Below are 16,661 nucleotides of genomic sequence, written 5' to 3'. Positions count from 1 at the left end.
GTTCACACGTGTGTGGGCAGCTCGATCTCGATCCGGGTCGGACCGCCGGTGGGACTGTGTACGCGCATCCGGCCGTCCACGACGGCGATGCGGCGGGCCAGGCCGGACAGGCCGGTGCCGTCCGGGTTCGCCCCGCCGATGCCGTCGTCCTTGACGGTCAGCGTCAGGCGCTCGCCGGATCGGACGACGCCGAGCCCGATACGGGTCGCCCGGCTGTGTTTGGCCGCGTTCGCGAGCAGCTCGGAGGCGCAGAAGTAAGCGATGGTCTCGATTGCGGGCGCCGGGCGGTCGGGCAGTTCGACGTTCACCGCGACTGGGATGGCGCTGCTCGTCGCGAGCGTCGCCAGCGCGTCGCCGAGACCGTTGTCGAGGACCGGCGGGTGGATCCCGCGCACCAGGTCGCGCAGGTCGGCGAGGGCATCCTTCGCTCCGTGGTGGGCGAGCGCGACCAGTTCGCGGGCCTGTAGGAGGTCGGGTGGCGGGCCGTCGACACCGAGCTTCTCGGTCGCCATGCCGAGGTTCATCGCCAGCGTGGCCAGCCGGATCTGCGCGCCGTCGTGCAGGTCCCGTTCCAACCTGCGCATCATCGTGGCCGCGTCGTCGATCGCGCGGGCCCGGGTGACCTGCAGTTCGCGTACCCGCTCGGCGAGCCGACGCGGACCGAGCAGCCGTCGCATCGCGGCAAGGTCCAGTGTCGTACCGGCCCGCATCAACCACGGTGCGACCAGCAGCATGGCGAGGCCGGCCGCGGCGATGAGGAACGTTCCGGCGAACGTCCGCGTACCGATAGTGCCGAACGGCGTCAGCGCCCACACCGGTCCGAGGCGCGTTCCGGGCGGGTGGTTGCGAAACAGCGGCCACCACACCGGGTAGCTGAGGTTGACCAGGCCGAACACGTAGCAGAACGCGCCGTAGCCCTCGGGGATGGCCAGTGGCACCTTGAGCAAGCCGTACCCGACGGCGCGCCAGCCCGGTCCGTCGGAGACCACGGCGCTGATCCGCTTCGAGAGCCGGGGCGGCGGGGCGTCCACGTGCATGTCGAGCAGCCGGTCGGCGAGTGAGCGATGCACGGCTCCCATCGCGCGCCCGATCGGGGCGGCCAGCACGACCAGGAGCGCGATGGTGAGCGGAAACAGGACCAGGAACACCGGTGCGACGGTAGGTGCGGGCTGGTTGGACATGGCTCCGGTCGCCCAGAGGATGAGGACGCCCAGGGCCGGCACGATCGCCGGTACGCTCAGGATCGCGGCCGCACTGACCACGCCGACGACGCAGAACACCGCCCGGCGCAGGGCCAGTGTGGTGAACGGAGCGCGCAGCGCGGTCATCAGCCCATTGTCGCTGGTCACGCGTCGCGATGGCGGAGCAGCACGCCGCCGCACAGAATCGCTACCGCCGCGTACCCGCACATCAGCAGCGCGCTGATCCAGCTGGAGAACAGCCCGGGTACCGGCGAGGTCACCGCGATCGAGTTGAGCAGCATCAGCAGCGGGACGAAGCGGCCGACCTGGATTCCGCTCTCGCCGAACAGGCCGGCCACGATCATCGGGACGAACATCAGACCGAACAGCGTGCCGATCGCGGCGCCCGAGTGCCGCACGATCGTCCCGATGCCGACCCCGATCAGCGCGGTGGCGCCCAGATATACGCCGGTCAGCAGGACCGCGCGCAGGATCGCCGGGTCTCCGAGGGAGGCGGCCGGGATGGCGGTGCCGCGGATCGCGAGCTGCCCGCTCAGATAGCCGGCGAAGCTCGCGACCAGGCCGACGGTGAGAGCCGCGCTGCCGCACACGGCGACCTTCGCGGCCAGGACGATCCGACGCCGCGGGACGGCGGCGAACGTCGAGCGGATCATCCCGGTGCCGTATTCGCCGGTCACCATCAGGACGCCGACCGCTCCAAGGAGCAGCTGGGCCACAATGGCGCCGCCGAGGCTGTTGTTCAGGATCTGGGCGGCGGTGGCGACCGGGGTGTGCGATCGGTACCCGAGTCCCACCCCGGCCCCGGTCGCGGCCATCGAGACCACCGCGGCGATCGCCAGCCACCACGTCGACCGGACGCTGCGCAGCTTGATCCGCTCCATCCGGGCCGCGTGCCGGAATCCGTACCCGTTCATGACGCTCCCACTCCGCGATAGTCGGTGGCCTGCGAGGTGAGCCGGAAGAACGCGTCCTCCAGGCTGTCGTCGCCGGCGGCGAGTTCGGCGACGGTCGTCTCGGCCAGCAGCCGGCCGCGGCCGATAACCACCAGCCGGTCCGCGGTCAGCGCCATCTCGGCGATCAGGTGGCTGGACACAAACACCGTCCGGCCTTCGGCGGCGAGTCCGCGCAGCAGGTCCCGAATCCAGCGGATGCCCTCCGGATCCAGTCCGTTGACCGGCTCGTCGAGCAGGAGGACGCCCGGGTCGCCGAGCAGAGCCACAGCGACGCCGAGCCGCTGGCGCATGCCGAGCGAGTACGTACCGGCACGCCGCGTTGCCGCGTCGGACAGACCGACGATGCGCAGCACCTGCTCGACCCGGGAACCGGGGATGTCGTTGCTCGCGGCCAGCGCGGTCAGGTGCGCACGGGCGCTGCGGCCGGGATGGAACGCCCCGGCATCGAGGAGCGCGCCGACTGTCTTCAACGGCCAGTTCAGGTCCGGATACCGGACGCCGCCGATCAGTGCCTCGCCATGGTCCGGGGCATCTAGGCCGAGGATCATCCGCATCGTCGTCGACTTGCCGGATCCGTTCGGGCCGAGGAAGCCGGTCACCACCCCCGGCTGCACCCGGACGCTCAGCCCGTCGACGGCGACCCGGTCGCCGTAGCGTTTCGTCAGCTCACGTAGTTCGATCACACAATCGACGCTAAGCAGCGCCGTCGGCGGTCGGAAGCCGGAAACCATCCGACTCCACCTGGAGGTTTTCCGCCCCCATCGCGGTCCCGACCCAGCTAGTGTCCCGTGACCCTGATCGGTCTACTTTCGAGTTGTTCGCGACGTAAACCGATCAGGGTCCCGGACACCAGGTAGCAAATGGCCGGTGATCAACGCCCTGTCATGCCGATGAGCGCGCATCGACTCCAGCTCAATCTCTGCCCGCTAACGTGCCAGTCGACGAGAGGGGCGCCGCTGATGGATGCGCCGATCAGTCACAGACTCGCGAAGGTCACACGGTTGGCCTGGCATCAGCCGGGCGATCCCACCGACTTCAAAGTGGGGCCGGTCCACCTCGTCTTCGATGACGGTCGAGGTCTGCTTCTCGCCGGTCGAAGCGACTGGACCCTCGAGTTCATCCAAACGGAACCGGGTGACGAGGGGTGGCTCTCCGCCTACGACTACGACTATTTCAGCGGACGTTGGATCGCGCGCGACGCCTCCACCGAACCGCCCTTCGCCTCCGTCATCGCGCTGCCCTTAGTTGACTGGGCGCCGACGTTCAACGCGGTCAACGAGGTGGTCGGTCTCAAGCTGGACTTCGATGGCCAGCAACTGACGCTCAGAACATGGGAGGGAGAAGTCACGACGTGACCATGCAGGACGACCGGATCTGCCGCGATCCGATCGCTACGCGGCGTGACAGCCCGTACCAGCGGCTCGGCGTGCGAACATGCCGATGTGCGCGCACGTACGGGAAGTCTCCGTTGCGGCGAACATGAGGTATAGCCCGTGAGGTATAAGCCCGTCACAGCGTTCAGGTGTCGCTCACGCTGCCTGCGGCGCGGCAGCGGTACGGGTGTGCGGTTGCTGAAGCCGGCACGTTCGTAGAGTCGCCGAACGGCCTCGTTGCCCGCATCGAGACCGCCCGGCATTGTGGCTTGCCTTCCGGACACGGTAAAGCAGACGCGCTCCGCCACGGCGCTACTGACCGCTGAGCTCGGAACTGGTGAAGGTGAGGAGAAGTGCGGCGGTCCGCGGCGGATCCTCGATCATGGGTGAGTGTCCAACGCCCGGCAGCAACGCGACTCTCGAGCCCGCAACGGTGCGGTACAGGGCGGCGGTTGAGGATCGCCACCGCTGGTCCTGCTCACCGAAGATCACTCCTGGCCGTGCCCCGATCGCGGCCCAGTACCCCCGGCCGAGCCCTCACCGACATACCGGGGTGCCGCCGCGGTGCCGCCGCCACTATGGGGACGGGAGGTGACGGCGCTGTACCCGCCAATTGGGCGGGCGGGGCACCTGACGCCCGCGCAGTCGCGCCGGGCAGGCATCCAGTGGTGAGCGGCGCACCGGGACGCCCCCACACGCCGATGCGCCCCCTCTGGCGGTGCCGCCGCTGTGGCTGCCCCTGGCCCTGCTCCCCCGCCCGTCTGGCGCTGCTGGCGGAATACCGGGACGCCCGCGCGTCATTGGCCGTATACCTCGCACTCGCTCTTGCTGACGCCCTGGATGATCTACACCGCCTCGGCCTCGACAACCGTGGGGGTGCACGCCCGGTTCCTCGGCTGGCTGCGCTCGGAGCCTCCGGATGAAGGTGGCGACCTTCCCTCGCGCGGTGTTCGCCGCTGAGCTTCCTAGGGTCACCGAATGGGTGCCGGCGTGGGAAGACCTCAGCGACGTCCTCGTCGCAGCCCTCGCCGTTGACGTTGACGTTGACGTCGACGTCGACGTCGACGACGTTCGTGAGCTGGCGGTGGGCTTGCAGGTGGCGGCGGCATCAGCCCGCTGACGAACGAGACTGCGCCGCACCAGCCACAACCGCCTGCGGCCGTCGTCGATCCCGCGACGGCGGCGTTCTACAAGCGACCCGCAAGTGGAGGTTGAAGAAAGCGATCGGGACGGCCTTGGCGCGACTGCGGCGAGCCGCTCTCGACTGCTCGGACGGCTGGGTCATTGCCGGGCTCGGACTCGTGGTAGCCGTCTACCCCGCGATTAGCCCTGCGGGGCCGAGCGGGTGCCGGTCGCCGTGCCGGTCCGCGGGTCTCTCCGGCCTCGGGTTGCTCGGAATCGACGCTGGAAGGATCGTGGAGCAGCGGTGAGCGGCAGCAGGGCAGGCATGTCCGGTGAGGACGGCCCTCTGGACTCTGCCAGGCGATGAGCGCCTCACCCAAATGACCTGGGGCAGGACTCTGGCTGCTCAGGTTCCCGGTCGAATGCGTGCCAACACCATTGGATTGATCATGGCGAGCCGAACCAGTGAGATCACCCTGGCCTTCGGCACGCTGCCCACTCGCCGGGTTCACCCGAGGTCAGAACTGCTCCGGCATCGGGTTGTTGTGCTGGCGTCCGCAGCCGCGGCCGCTAACGCGGCACAGGAGATAGCGGACGGTCCCGGCGTCCCATGCTCCCAAATTGCTCCCAATTTAAGGGGCAACAGCCGGGAAGCCCGTTACCGGTGGCTCCGGCGACGGGCTTCCTACCTGCATATATTTATGGTGGACGATACTCGGATCGAACCAGTGACCTCTTCGGTGTGAAGCAGGACGCCGCATCGCCTCCGACCTGCGGAGAGCAGGACCGCAGGTCGGGGCGTATGCCGTTGGCAGCCGTTCGGTGCCGTTGAGTGCAGTTCAACGCCATTGGGTGAACCCGGCTGCTCCCAATCTGCTCCCTCGACAAAGAGGCGACCGACAGCCTGGTCATCGGGCCGACCACGCCTCGTCAGCCGAGCACACGTCGTCGCCAGTGGCGGTCGTTGGTCACTCAGGATCGACCTTTATCGAGGCCATGGCCTGGTCCTTCCTCTGGCGTTGCCGGTCACCGGTCGCCCCTGGTCGGCGTCTGCCGGCCCGGCGACGGCCCAGGGACTTCCCTCGTCGATTCTCTTTCGACGCTTAACGAATCCGGTCCGCTGAGCGCCGATCAGGTCAGGAGTCCGCTCGACTGTCGCTCCTAAAATCGTCAGCGACCGGTCGCATGACCGGCGGGACATTGGCGGGGATGTGGCGTGGGCCGGCGATCACGTATCGGGTGGCACGACGACGGCGCGCTCGTCTGGACCTGGGGGCTGACGCTGATCGTCTCGAGCGTCGGACTGCTGCTGCTAGGCGCCGCGGCCGTCCTCTGGGCGGCCCGCACCCCGGCCGAGGTCGCCGCTGGAGACGACGGATTCATATTCCCGGCGATGTTCGGTGCCGTCGCGCTCTTTGTGGCAGTGGCTGGACGAATCACCACAGCCAACGCCCTGCGCCATGCAAACTCGCGCCTGCCACAGGTCCCCCACCAGCTTGGGGTCACACCCCGCATCGGGAGGCGGCGGCGCTCGCTTCGACGTCGCAGCGGCCTTGCCTACCTTTGCATGGCAGTCACCGCTGGCGGACTTGCCGGCGCCGCGCTGGTGAACTGGGGTGAGCAGCCCCGCATCGGCAGCCTGCTCGAGCTGGCGCTCGCCGCCGGCGGCGGTGCCGGCTGCTACCTGGCCGGCCCGGCCGCCCGGTTCATCGTCACACCGGAAGATCTCCGGATCGAGACGGCGCTGCGCCGCACATCGGTACCCCGGCACCTGCTCGGCGAGTTCTCCCGGCGCGGCGTGGAGATCCGTCTCGACCTGACCAACGGCGATCACGTCCAGTTCCGGGTTGACTCACCCCTATTGGACCCGCGCGGAAGCAGGTACCGAACCAACGGCCGGACCCAGGCGCGCACTGTCGAGCGGATCGTGGCCATGCTGCGTGACGTGCCGCCCGCTGACAGTACCGATAGTCGCGTCGTCACCGCCCCGCGGCGTGCAATGATCGCCCTCGCAGTCGTCGCCGGTCTGGTGCCGGTCGCCGCGCTCGCCGCGATGTCGACCTTGTCGCGCCGCTAGAGCCGCACGCCTCCGGCTATCCACCCTGTTGAAGCGGAACTCAAAGCCGCGATCAGCCAGCCGGCGAGCCCAACTTCGGTCCCAAGTTCCGGGTCTGTCGCGCTCGCCGATCAAGACGCCACCGATCCAGTCCTGAACCCTGACTACCCGGCGATCACGGGGCCGTTGGTGCGCTTGGCTGCAGCCAGTTCGCTGGCCAGGTTCCGGCCATACGGGACGACGAGCTGGCGACGTACGACCTGGACCGGCTCCGCGCCGGTGACGACGCTCCCGCCGCCCGGTTTCCGGCGCCCTGGCCGCGCCGGGCGGGATCGATGCGGTGAGCCCATTCGGCCCCGGGCGACCACCCGGCCACAAGAAGAGCCCACGCCGCACTAGACGTCCACGCTGCGACACAACGAACGCAAAGGCCTCAAGATCAGGTTAGGCGGGGCGGATGGACAGGCAGGTCCAAGCGCCGACGAAGACGCGGTCACCAGCGGCGATCGGCACCGGGGTCTCGGACGGGATCGGCGCCGATTGCGGGTCGTTGAGGTACGTGCCGTTGGATGAGCCGACGTCGACCACCGCCCAACCGTCGGGCTGCAGGACGAGGAGCGCGTGGGTGTGTGAGACGCCCGGGTCCTCCGGTGGGCCGCTGAGGTCGATGTCGGGATGTATGCCCCGGGACCGGCTGGACCGGCCGATCAGCAGTTGCTGGCCCACCAACGGGAACTGGCGCTCGGCGGCGAACCGAGGAAAGGTCAGCCCGCCGGCGTCCTCGCCGCCCATGCCGAGCACTGCGTTGAAGTAGCCGCGGTCGATGCCCACCACGACGACCAGCGCCGCCGGAGTGGCCGAAGGCGGCGGTCCGGCGGCCGTCTCGCTGCCCGCATCGGGGGCGGCGACACCGGTGGGCGAGGTGGACGGACTCACCGCACTCACCGGCGGGGCGAGCAGGAAGTCGTAGCCGTCCTCCTCGCAGAACCGGCCAGTGCGGGGCGTATTGCAGACCGGGCACGGCGTACCGACGACGGGATCCGCGGGCGGGGCGGCGGGCGAGACCGGCGCCACGGACGGCGGGGGCGCGGCGGCCAGCGGGGCCGGCGTCGACGTGCCGGACATCGGGGCACCGCACTGGTCGCAATAGTCGGCGGTCGTCGATTCGTGCCCTTTGGGACAGGTGGCCATCGTGTCGCTCCCGTCAGGCCTGGGTCTTCTTCACCCGGACGGTCTTCACCGACCGCACGTTGGTCAGCTCGGCGTCCACTCCGGCCACCTGCTTCTTGAGCCGGACCGTGCCGGTCGGCGCGTCGACGACGTCCACCACCCGGGCCAGCAGCTTGGCGGTGTCGACGTGGCCGGACTCAGTGGCCAACTGGACCGCCCGGCCGAGCTTCGCAGTGGCGGTCTCTACATCGCCGGCGTCCCGGGCCTTCAGCCCGTCCTGAATCGCGGCGGCCAACTCGGCCTGGCCGGTGTAATGCGCCACCTGCCGGTTGATCCGGGTGGAAAGCTCCTCGTCGTCAGTCCACCTGGCCAGCACGAGCCGCTCGGTGAGCACCTGACCGGCGCTGACCAGGCTGACCCGGGCGGCGAGCAACTCCTCCCCCACCGGTTGTGGCTCCAGTTCGACCGAGATGTGATAGTCCCGGCTCTCCGCGCCCCAGGCACCGGTCGGATAGTCGCCGATGCGGGCGCTCACCTCGGTGCGCCGGCCAGTGAGGTCCTCGACCTGCGGGAAGACCTGTTTGACGAAGCGGATCCTGGCGCCCGCCGGGCTCCACACCCGCAGCGACACGTCAGCCACCGACTTGCCCATCGCGGACGCGGTCATCGCCTGGAATGCCGCCGGCAGCTCGGCCGGGTCCTCCAACCCGTCTGCGGTGCCGAGCAGGGTGGACGCTACCTTCCGCAGCTCGTCGGCGACCCAGTCGGCGCCGACGCCTCGGCTGTCGCAGATGAACCGGCCCTCACAGGCGTCCAGCACCCGCTGCAGGTCCTCCGGCCGCTCATGCTGGTTCTGCCCGTCTGTGAGCAGGATGGCGTGCTTCACTTCGGCCGGCTGGCCGGCGAACAGGTGATTGGCGAGGTTGAGCCAGGCGCCGATGGCGGTTCCGCCTTCGGCTCGCAGCCCGGCCACCGCCGCCTTGGCCTGCGCCCGGGTCTGTGGGGAGGCGGGCACCATCCCCGGCTGCGACGGGAAGATCATCCGGGCGTGCGCCGAGCCGGCGACGACCGCGAAGGCCACGCCGTCGCGGAGGGTGTCGATGGCGACCGCCGTGGCCCGCTTCGCCTGCTGGATCTTCGAGTGGGGAGCGGTCATCGAACCGGAGGTGTCGATCATGATCACTTGCGCCGCGCTCAGCGGGCCGGCGGTGCTCCGCAGGTCCGTGCCGGAGGCCGTGACGGTGACGATCGCGTCCACGATCCGTCGTCCCACCGGTAGGTATTCGTTCTGGTCGAGCTCGGCGACGAACTCGGGTTGCCCGCTCATGCCGGTGTTCCTCCTGTCTCGGTTACCGGAAACGGCAGTATGGCGACCGCCACGTTGTCGTGGCCGCCGCCCTCCAACGCCAGCCTGGTCAGACCCTGCGCCACTGCCAGGGGTGTCGGCGGCAGGCCGGACACCGCCGCGGCCAGGTCGTTCGCGCCCGGCAGATAGTGGTGCAGGCCGTCGGAGCAGACCACGACCTGGCCGGGACCGGTCGGTCGCAGGGTGACGACTTGGGCGTCCTCGTCGTCACCGTCCACACCGAGCCAGCGGATCAGGGCCGGGGACCGGGGATCCTCCTCGGCCAGCGCCGCCGGCACCGGCCGGCCAGCGGCCACGCGGGCCCGCAACGAGTCGTCGAGGGTCAACAGCGCCTCGTTCGGCCCGAGCCAGTAAGCCCGGCTGTCGCCGATCCAGCTCACCGTCACCGCGTCCCCGGTGACGATCGCGGAGACGTACGTGCAGCTGGGCGGGGTGTCGCGATCCGCGGGTCCGGCGGCACCCCGGGCCGCGCCGGCCGCTGCCCGGGCGCCCCGTCGGCCGGCCTCCGCCGGGTCCGCGCCGCCGCGCAGGGCGTCCAGCAGCTCTACGATGGCCGACTCCACTGCGGCGGTGGCGGCGGTGTCGGCGCGGGTCGAGGTGGAGACGCCGTCGCAGACCACTGCGACAGTGGCGCCGACGACTCGTCCGATCGCCACCGCGTCCTCGTTGCGTGGTCGGCGGGCCCGGTCCGTCACTGCCGCAAGGTCGCCGAGGTCGAGTTCGGCGTGGTCGCGGGCGAGCGAGCGCCGGCGGCCGCACGAGTCGCAGTATCCGCCGGCTGGCACCTGGGCGCCGCACCCGCCACAGTCGCCCTCAGTCGCCCGGGAGGACAACCACGGTACGGCCGGCGGTGTGCTGGATCTCGGGCCTGGCAGCGGGGCCGCGGTGGCCGTCGCCTCCTCGCGGGTGCGCAGGTTGCGCCCGCACACCTCACAGAAGCGGTCCCCCGGATCGCCCGCCGGGCCGTGCTCTGGGCAAGACGGGGCCGTCATGTCAGTGTCCTCGGCCGGACGGCGTTGGCCCGGTCGACCAGTGCGATACGGGTAGGCGGGTCGGCGGCGAGCTGCGCCAGGGTGCGGTAGGCGCGTTCGAGGCCCAGCCGCAGCCCCTTCTCGTGCGGTCCGTGTCCGAGGACCCGGGCGTCCGGCGGCAGGGTATGCCCGGCGGTGACCCAGGCCAGGGCCGCTTCGAGCATCTCCACCGTCAACCGGGCCTGCCGCTCGACGTCCAACCCTATCCGCTGCAGCCGGTCGGAGGCGGCCAGCAGTTCGCCGGCGCCGGCGGGAAACCCCTCGGCCGGTAGGTTGGCCCGGACCGCGGCCACTTGGGCGGCGATGTGGTGGCTGGAGCTCTCCGGCACCTGGTCGAGGACGCGCAACGCGGCGACCCGGCCGCCTTTGACGAGCTGGAGCCGGGCCAGCCCGAAGGCGGCGCTGATGAAGCCGTGGTCGCTCCGCCAGACCCGGTCGTACAGCCGCTCGGCGAGTTCTGGGTCCCCGGTGCTCTCCACTGCGGCGGCCAGCGCCAGCCGGGCGGCCGGCTCGCCGGGCAGTTGGTCGTAGACGGCGTCGAAGGCCACCCGGGCGTCCCCGGGCCGGCTCGCGGCCAGAGCGGCGAGGCCGCGGTGCCAGTCGATCCGCCAGTCGAACGGGTCGTCGGCGTAGAGCCGGTCCAGATCCGCGGCGGCGCCGGCCAGGTCGCCGCCGTCGATCCGGGCCCGCACGATACGCAGCGCCACCTCGACGCTGCGCACCGGGGCGTTGCGCAACTGCGCGATCAGCTCGCCAGGGGCGGTCGCCGTCAGCGTGGTCAGTAAGCCGGCGCCCGGGTCGAGGATGTCCACCTGCGGCAGCGGCAACGCCGCAGCGACCTCCGCCGGGTCGAGCCGCCGGGCGATAGCGATCGGGCCCACCTCGCCGGCGCCGGTGCCGAACGCCCGCCGTTCCGGGGTGAACTGCCGGGACACCGCCGGCCGGGGCACGCCGTCGGCGGCCGACAGCACCTCCCGCAACACCCCGAGGAGCTGTTCGCTCATCTCGGCCGCCGACTGGAAGCGTCGGTCTGGATCGAGGTGGGTGGCCCGGCGCAGGAGCCGGTCGTACGACTCCTCGCGGCCCAGCAAGGGCACCTCTGAGCGGTCTGGCAGCCGGTCGGCGTAGGTGCCGGCGAAGCCGCGGAAGTCGAAGCTCAGCACCGCGAGGGTCCGGCCGACGGTGTAGAGGTCGGCCGCCACCGACGGCCCCGCCTCGGCGACCTCCGGCGCCTGGTAGCCGGGTGTGCCGTAGACCGCGCTCACCTCGTCGTCGACCTGTCGGACCGCACCGAGGTCGATCAGTTTGAGCTGCTCCTCGGCGTGGATGACGTTGTCCGGCTTGAAGTCGCAGAACAGGAGGTTGCGGTCATGCAGATAGCCCAGTGCGGGCAGGATCTCGACGCCGTAGGCGATCACCTCGGGCAGCGGCAGCGCCCGCTCGCCGGTGGCCGCCCGCCGGCTGACCAGCATGTCCCGCAGCGACTGGCCACCGACGTACTCCATGACGATGTAGCCGACCGGCACCCCGGTCTTCGGGTCCGGATGCTGCACGAAATCGTGGATCTTGACGATGCTCGGGTGGTCGATCTCCACCAGATAGCGCCGCTCGGTCACAGCGGCGGCCATCGCGTCCGGGTCACTGGTGTTGATCAGCCCCTTGAGGACCACCCAGCGGTCGCTGACGGTGTCGCTGACGTTCTTGTCCCGGGCCAGGTAGATCCAGCCCAGCCCGCCGTAGGCGAGCGCGCCGAGCACCTCGTACCGGTCGTCGACCACGTCGCCAGGGCCGAGGCGGGGCAGGAAAGAGAACGGGGTGCCGCAGCTGGGGCAGAAGCCTTCGGCGCGGCCCGGGGCGCCGTCCCGCCCCCGGCCGACCGGCTTGTCGCACGCTACGCAGTACCGGCGGGACTCGGCCACCGTCGGCTCGGCCATCACCGCGCTGGCCGGGTCGCGCAGCGGGACCCGGGGCAGCTCGATCAGGCCGGCACCGAGGCCACCGCGGGTGGCCCCCCGGCTGCGGCCAGAGCCCCGCGAACCAGTGCGCACCGAACCGCCGCGCGTGCTCACCGGAGTCGAGGCGACGGAGGCGAGTGGAACCGGTCCCGCGCCCGGCCCGGGCCGCGCCGGCCCGCCACCGGGGGACGGCTGCGCCGGCAGGACCCCGGCCGGTGCCTTGCGCCCGCACTCGTCGCAGTAGCCCTCCGGCCCGTAGCTGCCGGCGCAGTCGGGTCGTACGCACCGCTGGCTCATGTCGTCCCCCGCTCGCTGAGGTCGTTGAGATACCGCTGATACGCGGACAGGGCCCGGGTCGCCGCGGGCAGATCGCACGGGCTGGAGTAGAGAAGGTCCTCGGCGACGCGGTGCCGGCGGGACAGCTCGGTGTGCTCGGCGAAGCCGAGTCGGGCCGCCTTGGCCCGGTAGGCGGCGAGGCGGCCGCGCAGCTCGGCGCGCCGCTCGAGCAGCCCGTCCGCGGCTTCCCGCAGCCCAGCGGCCCGCTCGACCGCCGCCGCCGCGGCCCGCTCCGCCGCCGCCAGTTCGTCGGCCAGCCGGCTCCACCGCCGCTCCCGGTGAAGTTGGTCCAGCTGCGCCAGCTGGGCCCGAAGCGCGGGGGTGGCATCCGGTACTGCGGGCAGCCCGGGGTTGGCGATCTTCTCCTCGGCGGCGGCGCAGGCCCGGGCGGCCGCCTCCTCGCCGGCCCCGACCTGGACGATCGTGGCGCGCAGCCGCTCCGCCCGTCGTGGATAGCCGTCGCGCAGACTGGCCAACGCGTCGATCTCGCCGGCCACCGTCGCGGTCTCAGCGGCCAGCTCACGCAGCCGGTTATCCAGCGCGCTGGCGCTGGGGCCACCGCCCGACGCCACCGCCAGCGGATCGCCGGACGCCTCCCGGTACGCGTCGGCGAGCTGCTCGCCGAGCCGATCCAGGGCGGCGGTGGGCGCCCCGTCCGGCCCGAGCGCGTCGACGGCCGCCCGTAGCCGGGCCAACGCCTCGTTTGGCGGCCCGAACCGGACGGCCAGCGCCGAGCCGGCCTCATCCAGGATGGACAACCGGTCGATGGCGTCGGCGCTGCCGGTTTCCAGCTGACCGGCGAGCTCCATCAGCGGCAGCCGGACGGCCCCCGGCGGCGCATCGTCGAGAACGATTCCGTTCGTGCCGACCGGGACGACCGGTTCACGCAGCAACCAGGTGAGCTTCGCCAACTCCTCGTCACCGGGCCGAGAATGTTGCGCCCGCAGGGTCCGGAGCTGGTCCAGGAACGCCCCGAGTGCGGTGAACCGGGACCAGAGCGCGTCGATCTGGGCGGCCAGGTCGGCGGCGTACCGCTCGGTCCGTCCGGTCCGGCCGGGCAGCCGGACCGCCGCAAGGCCGGGGTGATTGTCCAGGGCGTACATGGCGGCGGAGATCCGGTCGTGGGCCGCCCCCAGCGCGACGATGGCCACGTCGACCTCGTCACGGCTCAGTGGAACCGGTGCGGTCACGCCGGTCAGTCCCGATATCGGGCGGTCGGCGGCAGTGGAGCCGGGCCGAGCGCGGTCAGCCACCGGGTGTAGAGCCTGGTCCAGTTGCCGTCCGCCCGCAACTGGGCCAGCACCCCGTTGACGAACCTGACCAGGTCGGTGGCGTCCCGGTTGATGCCGATCCCGTACGGCTCGTCGCTGAACCGTGGCCCGACCACGACCGTGTTGGGGTCCTGCGCGGCCAGCCCGGCCAGAATGCTGTCGTCGGTCGAGACGGCAGCGACCTGGTTCTGCTGGAGCATCACCAAACAGTCGGTCCAGTCCGGCACCCCGACGGGCACTGGCTTGGCCGGTGCGGCAGCGACGTTGCGGATGGACGTGCTGCCGATCGCCGAGCAGACCTTCTGGCCACCCAGGTCGGCGATGCTGCGCACGGGCGACCCTCGGCGCACCAGGATCCGCTGGCCGGCGGTGAAGTATTCGGTGGAGAAGTTGACCTTCTGCCACCGTTCGCAGTTCATCGTCATGGTCTGTACGACGATGTCGACCGTCCCGTCCTGCAGGGACGGGATCCGCGACGCCGAGTTCGTTGCCCTGAACTGGATCTTGGATGGATCGCCGAAGATGGCCCGGGCCACCTCGCGGGCCACGTCCACGTCGAAGCCGGTCAGCTCTCCGGTGAGCGGGTCGCGGAACCCGAACCGGTAGCTGTTCTGGTCGACGCCGACGATCAGCCGGCCCCGCTGGAGAATCCGAGCCATGGTCGAGCCGGCCGGCATCTGGCCGGGGCGGGGCTGGGTGGCCGCTGGGCGGAGACTGGCCCGCGGATCGCAGGAGGCGGAGCCGGCGTTGGCCCCGTCCGGGATGTCCGCCGGGTCCTGCAGCCCGACCGGGCGGACCGGCGTGACGGCAGACGCGCCGGCCGGCAGGATCCCACCGCCACCGCCACCGCCGCAGCCGGTCAAGCCGAGGGTCACCGTCAGCGCCACGGCCGCGGACATCAGTCGAGAGGCGTTCATCGATACTCCGCGATTCGTCGCTGGATGCCCGCCGCAGCGCCGATCACCATCAATCCGGCCAGGACCACAACACCGACGTCCATGCCGGACAGATTGCGACGGGCGGACCGGGCGTCGGCCTCGAACCGGTCGCTGTTGCGGGTGATGGCGCTGGCGAGCGTGCCGTCCAACTCGTTGAAGATGCTTGCCGTCGCGCCGGGGCCGCCGCCCACCGCGGCGGTCACCGCCTCGGTGTAGTGGCCGCCGTCGTCGAGCTGCCGCAGCTTCTGGTGTGCGGCGAGCCAGTCCCGGGCCCGCCCTGCGGCCCTGTCGGCCGCGGCCCGCGTCGGTTCGTCGGCGGCCCCCTCGGCGGCGTCGCGCAGCAGTCCGCCGTGGCCGTCCGGACCGATCAGCCGGGTCATCACGGCGGTGTAGTCCTTGTCGAAGTCACCGCCGGCACCGCGGGCCACCAGGGTCAGCGATTCGTCGGCGCGGGCCTGCAACGCCGCGACCCGGGCCTGGACGAGCCGATCCACCTGCGCCGAGCCGTCCCGGTCGCTGGCGACCAGCCGGGCACCGACGACGATCGCGGACACGCCGAGCCAGCCAACCAGCACCACCGCGGCCGCGGTCGCCCCCACCAGACCGATGTTGAACACCCGGTTGGTCCGCCTGGTGAGCCACATCTGCGTCCGCACCAGAGCGGCTATGGCCACCAGCCCGAGCAGCACGGCGATCCACGGGAACCCGGCGCCGCCACCGCGCGCCCGGTCCAGCTCCGCAGTGACCGACTGGTAGAGCTGCTGGGCGGCCGGCAGCACCCGCTGCCGCATCAGCCCCGACGCCTCCCGCAAATACGCCGCGCCGACCGGCAGCCCCTGCCGGTTGTAGGCACGCGCCGTTTCGATCAGCCCGGTGTACACCGGGAGTTCGGCGGCGATCACCCCTACGGCGCCATCCGTGGCGCCGTCGCCGGGCCGCCCGGCCGCGATCACCGCCAACGCCGCCGCCGCCTCGGCCACGTCATTCTGGTAGCGGTCCCGCTGCGCCGCCGGCTCGACACCGCCGGAAAGGAAGGCGCTCGCCGCGGTGGCATCCGCGTCGGACAGAGCCCGGTAGAGGTCCTGCGCGGCCACTACCAGCGCGCCGCTGCGAGACGTCACGCCGTCGATCAGGTCGGCCCGCTGCCGCACCCCCGCGAACCCCACCAACCCGACGACGAACCCCAGGGCGACCAGGCCAGTCAGCACGGCGGCCAGCCGGCGCGGCGTGTCCCGGAGGCTACCGACGATCCGGCCCCGCAGACCGGCCGATCGGGTATGCCGTACATCGGTCATCGGCGGAGGGACGAGCGTCGCTGTCACCGGCACCCCCCTCTTCACCATTCGCCTTGGGCGAGTCGTCAACGAAATTGCTGGCCGTCAACGTACTCGCCGGACGCAAGTTGCGGCGTCCCGGCGACAGGATGGACGGGTGCGGTCCGCGGCTGGCACCGCCGGGCCCCGGCCCGACCCGTACCTGCGCGTCCACCTGGAGACTGAAGTGCCCCTCCCGGCCGGACACTTGAACGCCTGCCGCACGCGAGGGAGATCGGCTGACTGCTTCGGAGGCGCCGAAGAGGTCTCCGACCGCGAGCCCCTGATCAGCGACTTGCTCGTGGGATTGGCGTTCCAGTAGGCAAGACAGCTCCGGACCCACTAATGAAGAAGCGCAGAGATGCGAGTCGATCAGGAGTCTCGGCAAAGGATCGCTGCGGCGGCGGGCAGGACCGGCGCCGTAGACAGCCTCTTGTGTCGCCGGCGACTTGACCACTTCGGTCTTCTCCGGGAGGTCAAGCCGACCCGCTCGCCCGCATCACCGCAGGTCAGAGCCCTCTGCTCTGTCCGACCTCGGTGAGCACTTCGGACGCGGTGACCACTTCGCCAAGCTG

At 71.2% G+C, this 16,661-nt stretch carries 13 protein-coding genes; 3 read left to right on the top strand and 10 right to left on the bottom strand.

The annotated features are described in order from the left end of the window. Nucleotides 1–2 precede the first annotated feature (2 nt). From ACFYOS_RS33885 to ACFYOS_RS33875, 3 genes are read right to left on the bottom strand one after another with little or no spacing between them, the layout of a single operon-like run. Nucleotides 3–1,349 (bottom strand): sensor domain-containing protein, encoded by a 1,347-nt coding sequence (locus ACFYOS_RS33885; RefSeq protein ID WP_387150605.1) that lies wholly within the window; start codon nucleotides 1,347–1,349, stop codon nucleotides 3–5. Beyond that, nucleotides 1,346–2,116 carry an ABC transporter permease gene (locus ACFYOS_RS33880; RefSeq protein ID WP_387150602.1) on the bottom strand — a complete coding sequence of 257 codons (771 nt, stop codon included), beginning with the start codon at nucleotides 2,114–2,116 and terminating at the stop codon, nucleotides 1,346–1,348. Before ACFYOS_RS33880 ends, ACFYOS_RS33885 begins: the two co-directional genes overlap by 4 nt. Next, nucleotides 2,113–2,838 carry an ABC transporter ATP-binding protein gene (locus ACFYOS_RS33875; RefSeq protein WP_387150599.1) on the bottom strand — a complete coding sequence of 242 codons (726 nt, stop codon included), beginning with the start codon at nucleotides 2,836–2,838 and terminating at the stop codon, nucleotides 2,113–2,115. Before ACFYOS_RS33875 ends, ACFYOS_RS33880 begins: the two co-directional genes overlap by 4 nt. A 276-nt stretch (nucleotides 2,839–3,114) precedes the next feature. On the opposite strand from ACFYOS_RS33875, the gene ACFYOS_RS33870 reads away from it, so the two are divergent. The 3 genes from ACFYOS_RS33870 (at nucleotide 3,115) to ACFYOS_RS33860 (ending at nucleotide 6,727) form a co-directional block, all read left to right on the top strand. Further along, nucleotides 3,115–3,510, top strand: a complete 396-nt coding sequence (locus ACFYOS_RS33870; protein ID WP_387150596.1) for a hypothetical protein — start codon at nucleotides 3,115–3,117, stop codon at nucleotides 3,508–3,510. Nucleotides 3,511–4,447: 937 nt separating this feature from the next. After that, nucleotides 4,448–4,648 (top strand): hypothetical protein, encoded by a 201-nt coding sequence (locus ACFYOS_RS33865; protein ID WP_387150593.1) that lies wholly within the window; start codon nucleotides 4,448–4,450, stop codon nucleotides 4,646–4,648. Between the two features lie 1,218 nt (nucleotides 4,649–5,866). Further along, complete coding sequence (locus tag ACFYOS_RS33860) at nucleotides 5,867–6,727, top strand: hypothetical protein (RefSeq protein ID WP_387150591.1); 861 nt, start codon at nucleotides 5,867–5,869, stop codon at nucleotides 6,725–6,727. A 423-nt stretch (nucleotides 6,728–7,150) separates the two neighbouring features. Here the strand turns inward: ACFYOS_RS33860 and ACFYOS_RS33855 are convergent, their stop codons facing one another. From ACFYOS_RS33855 to ACFYOS_RS33825, 7 genes are all read right to left on the bottom strand, one after another. Further along, nucleotides 7,151–7,831 carry an FHA domain-containing protein gene (locus ACFYOS_RS33855; RefSeq protein ID WP_387150589.1) on the bottom strand — a complete coding sequence of 227 codons (681 nt, stop codon included), beginning with the start codon at nucleotides 7,829–7,831 and terminating at the stop codon, nucleotides 7,151–7,153. A gap of 79 nt (nucleotides 7,832–7,910) precedes the next feature. Next, complete coding sequence (locus ACFYOS_RS33850) at nucleotides 7,911–9,203, bottom strand: VWA domain-containing protein (RefSeq protein WP_387150586.1); 1,293 nt, start codon at nucleotides 9,201–9,203, stop codon at nucleotides 7,911–7,913. Further along, entirely contained in the window at nucleotides 9,200–10,027 is an 828-nt protein-coding gene (locus ACFYOS_RS33845) for a PP2C family protein-serine/threonine phosphatase (RefSeq protein WP_387150584.1), read from the bottom strand. Before ACFYOS_RS33845 ends, ACFYOS_RS33850 begins: the two co-directional genes overlap by 4 nt. Nucleotides 10,028–10,230: 203 nt before the next feature. Then, complete coding sequence (locus ACFYOS_RS33840; protein ID WP_387150582.1) at nucleotides 10,231–12,525, bottom strand: tetratricopeptide repeat protein; 2,295 nt, start codon at nucleotides 12,523–12,525, stop codon at nucleotides 10,231–10,233. Then, on the bottom strand, nucleotides 12,522–13,754 hold the full coding sequence (locus ACFYOS_RS33835; RefSeq protein ID WP_387150580.1) for a hypothetical protein: 1,233 nt from the start codon (nucleotides 13,752–13,754) through the stop codon (nucleotides 12,522–12,524). Before ACFYOS_RS33835 ends, ACFYOS_RS33840 begins: the two co-directional genes overlap by 4 nt. A gap of 5 nt (nucleotides 13,755–13,759) precedes the next feature. Continuing rightward, the gene (locus tag ACFYOS_RS33830) at nucleotides 13,760–14,752 is read right to left on the bottom strand and encodes a glutamate ABC transporter substrate-binding protein (RefSeq protein ID WP_387150577.1); all 993 of its coding nucleotides are present in this window, start codon (nucleotides 14,750–14,752) and stop codon (nucleotides 13,760–13,762) included. Continuing rightward, nucleotides 14,749–16,068: a hypothetical protein gene (locus ACFYOS_RS33825; RefSeq protein ID WP_387150574.1), complete on the bottom strand. Its 1,320-nt coding sequence runs from the start codon at nucleotides 16,066–16,068 to the stop codon at nucleotides 14,749–14,751. The genes ACFYOS_RS33830 and ACFYOS_RS33825 overlap by 4 nt, the downstream gene beginning before the upstream one ends. Nucleotides 16,069–16,661 lie beyond the last annotated feature (593 nt).

The organism is Micromonospora sp. NPDC005806, assembly GCF_042871425.1.
Classification (GTDB): domain Bacteria; phylum Actinomycetota; class Actinomycetes; order Mycobacteriales; family Micromonosporaceae; genus Micromonospora.
This window is presented reverse-complemented; position numbering and strand designations above follow the sequence as displayed.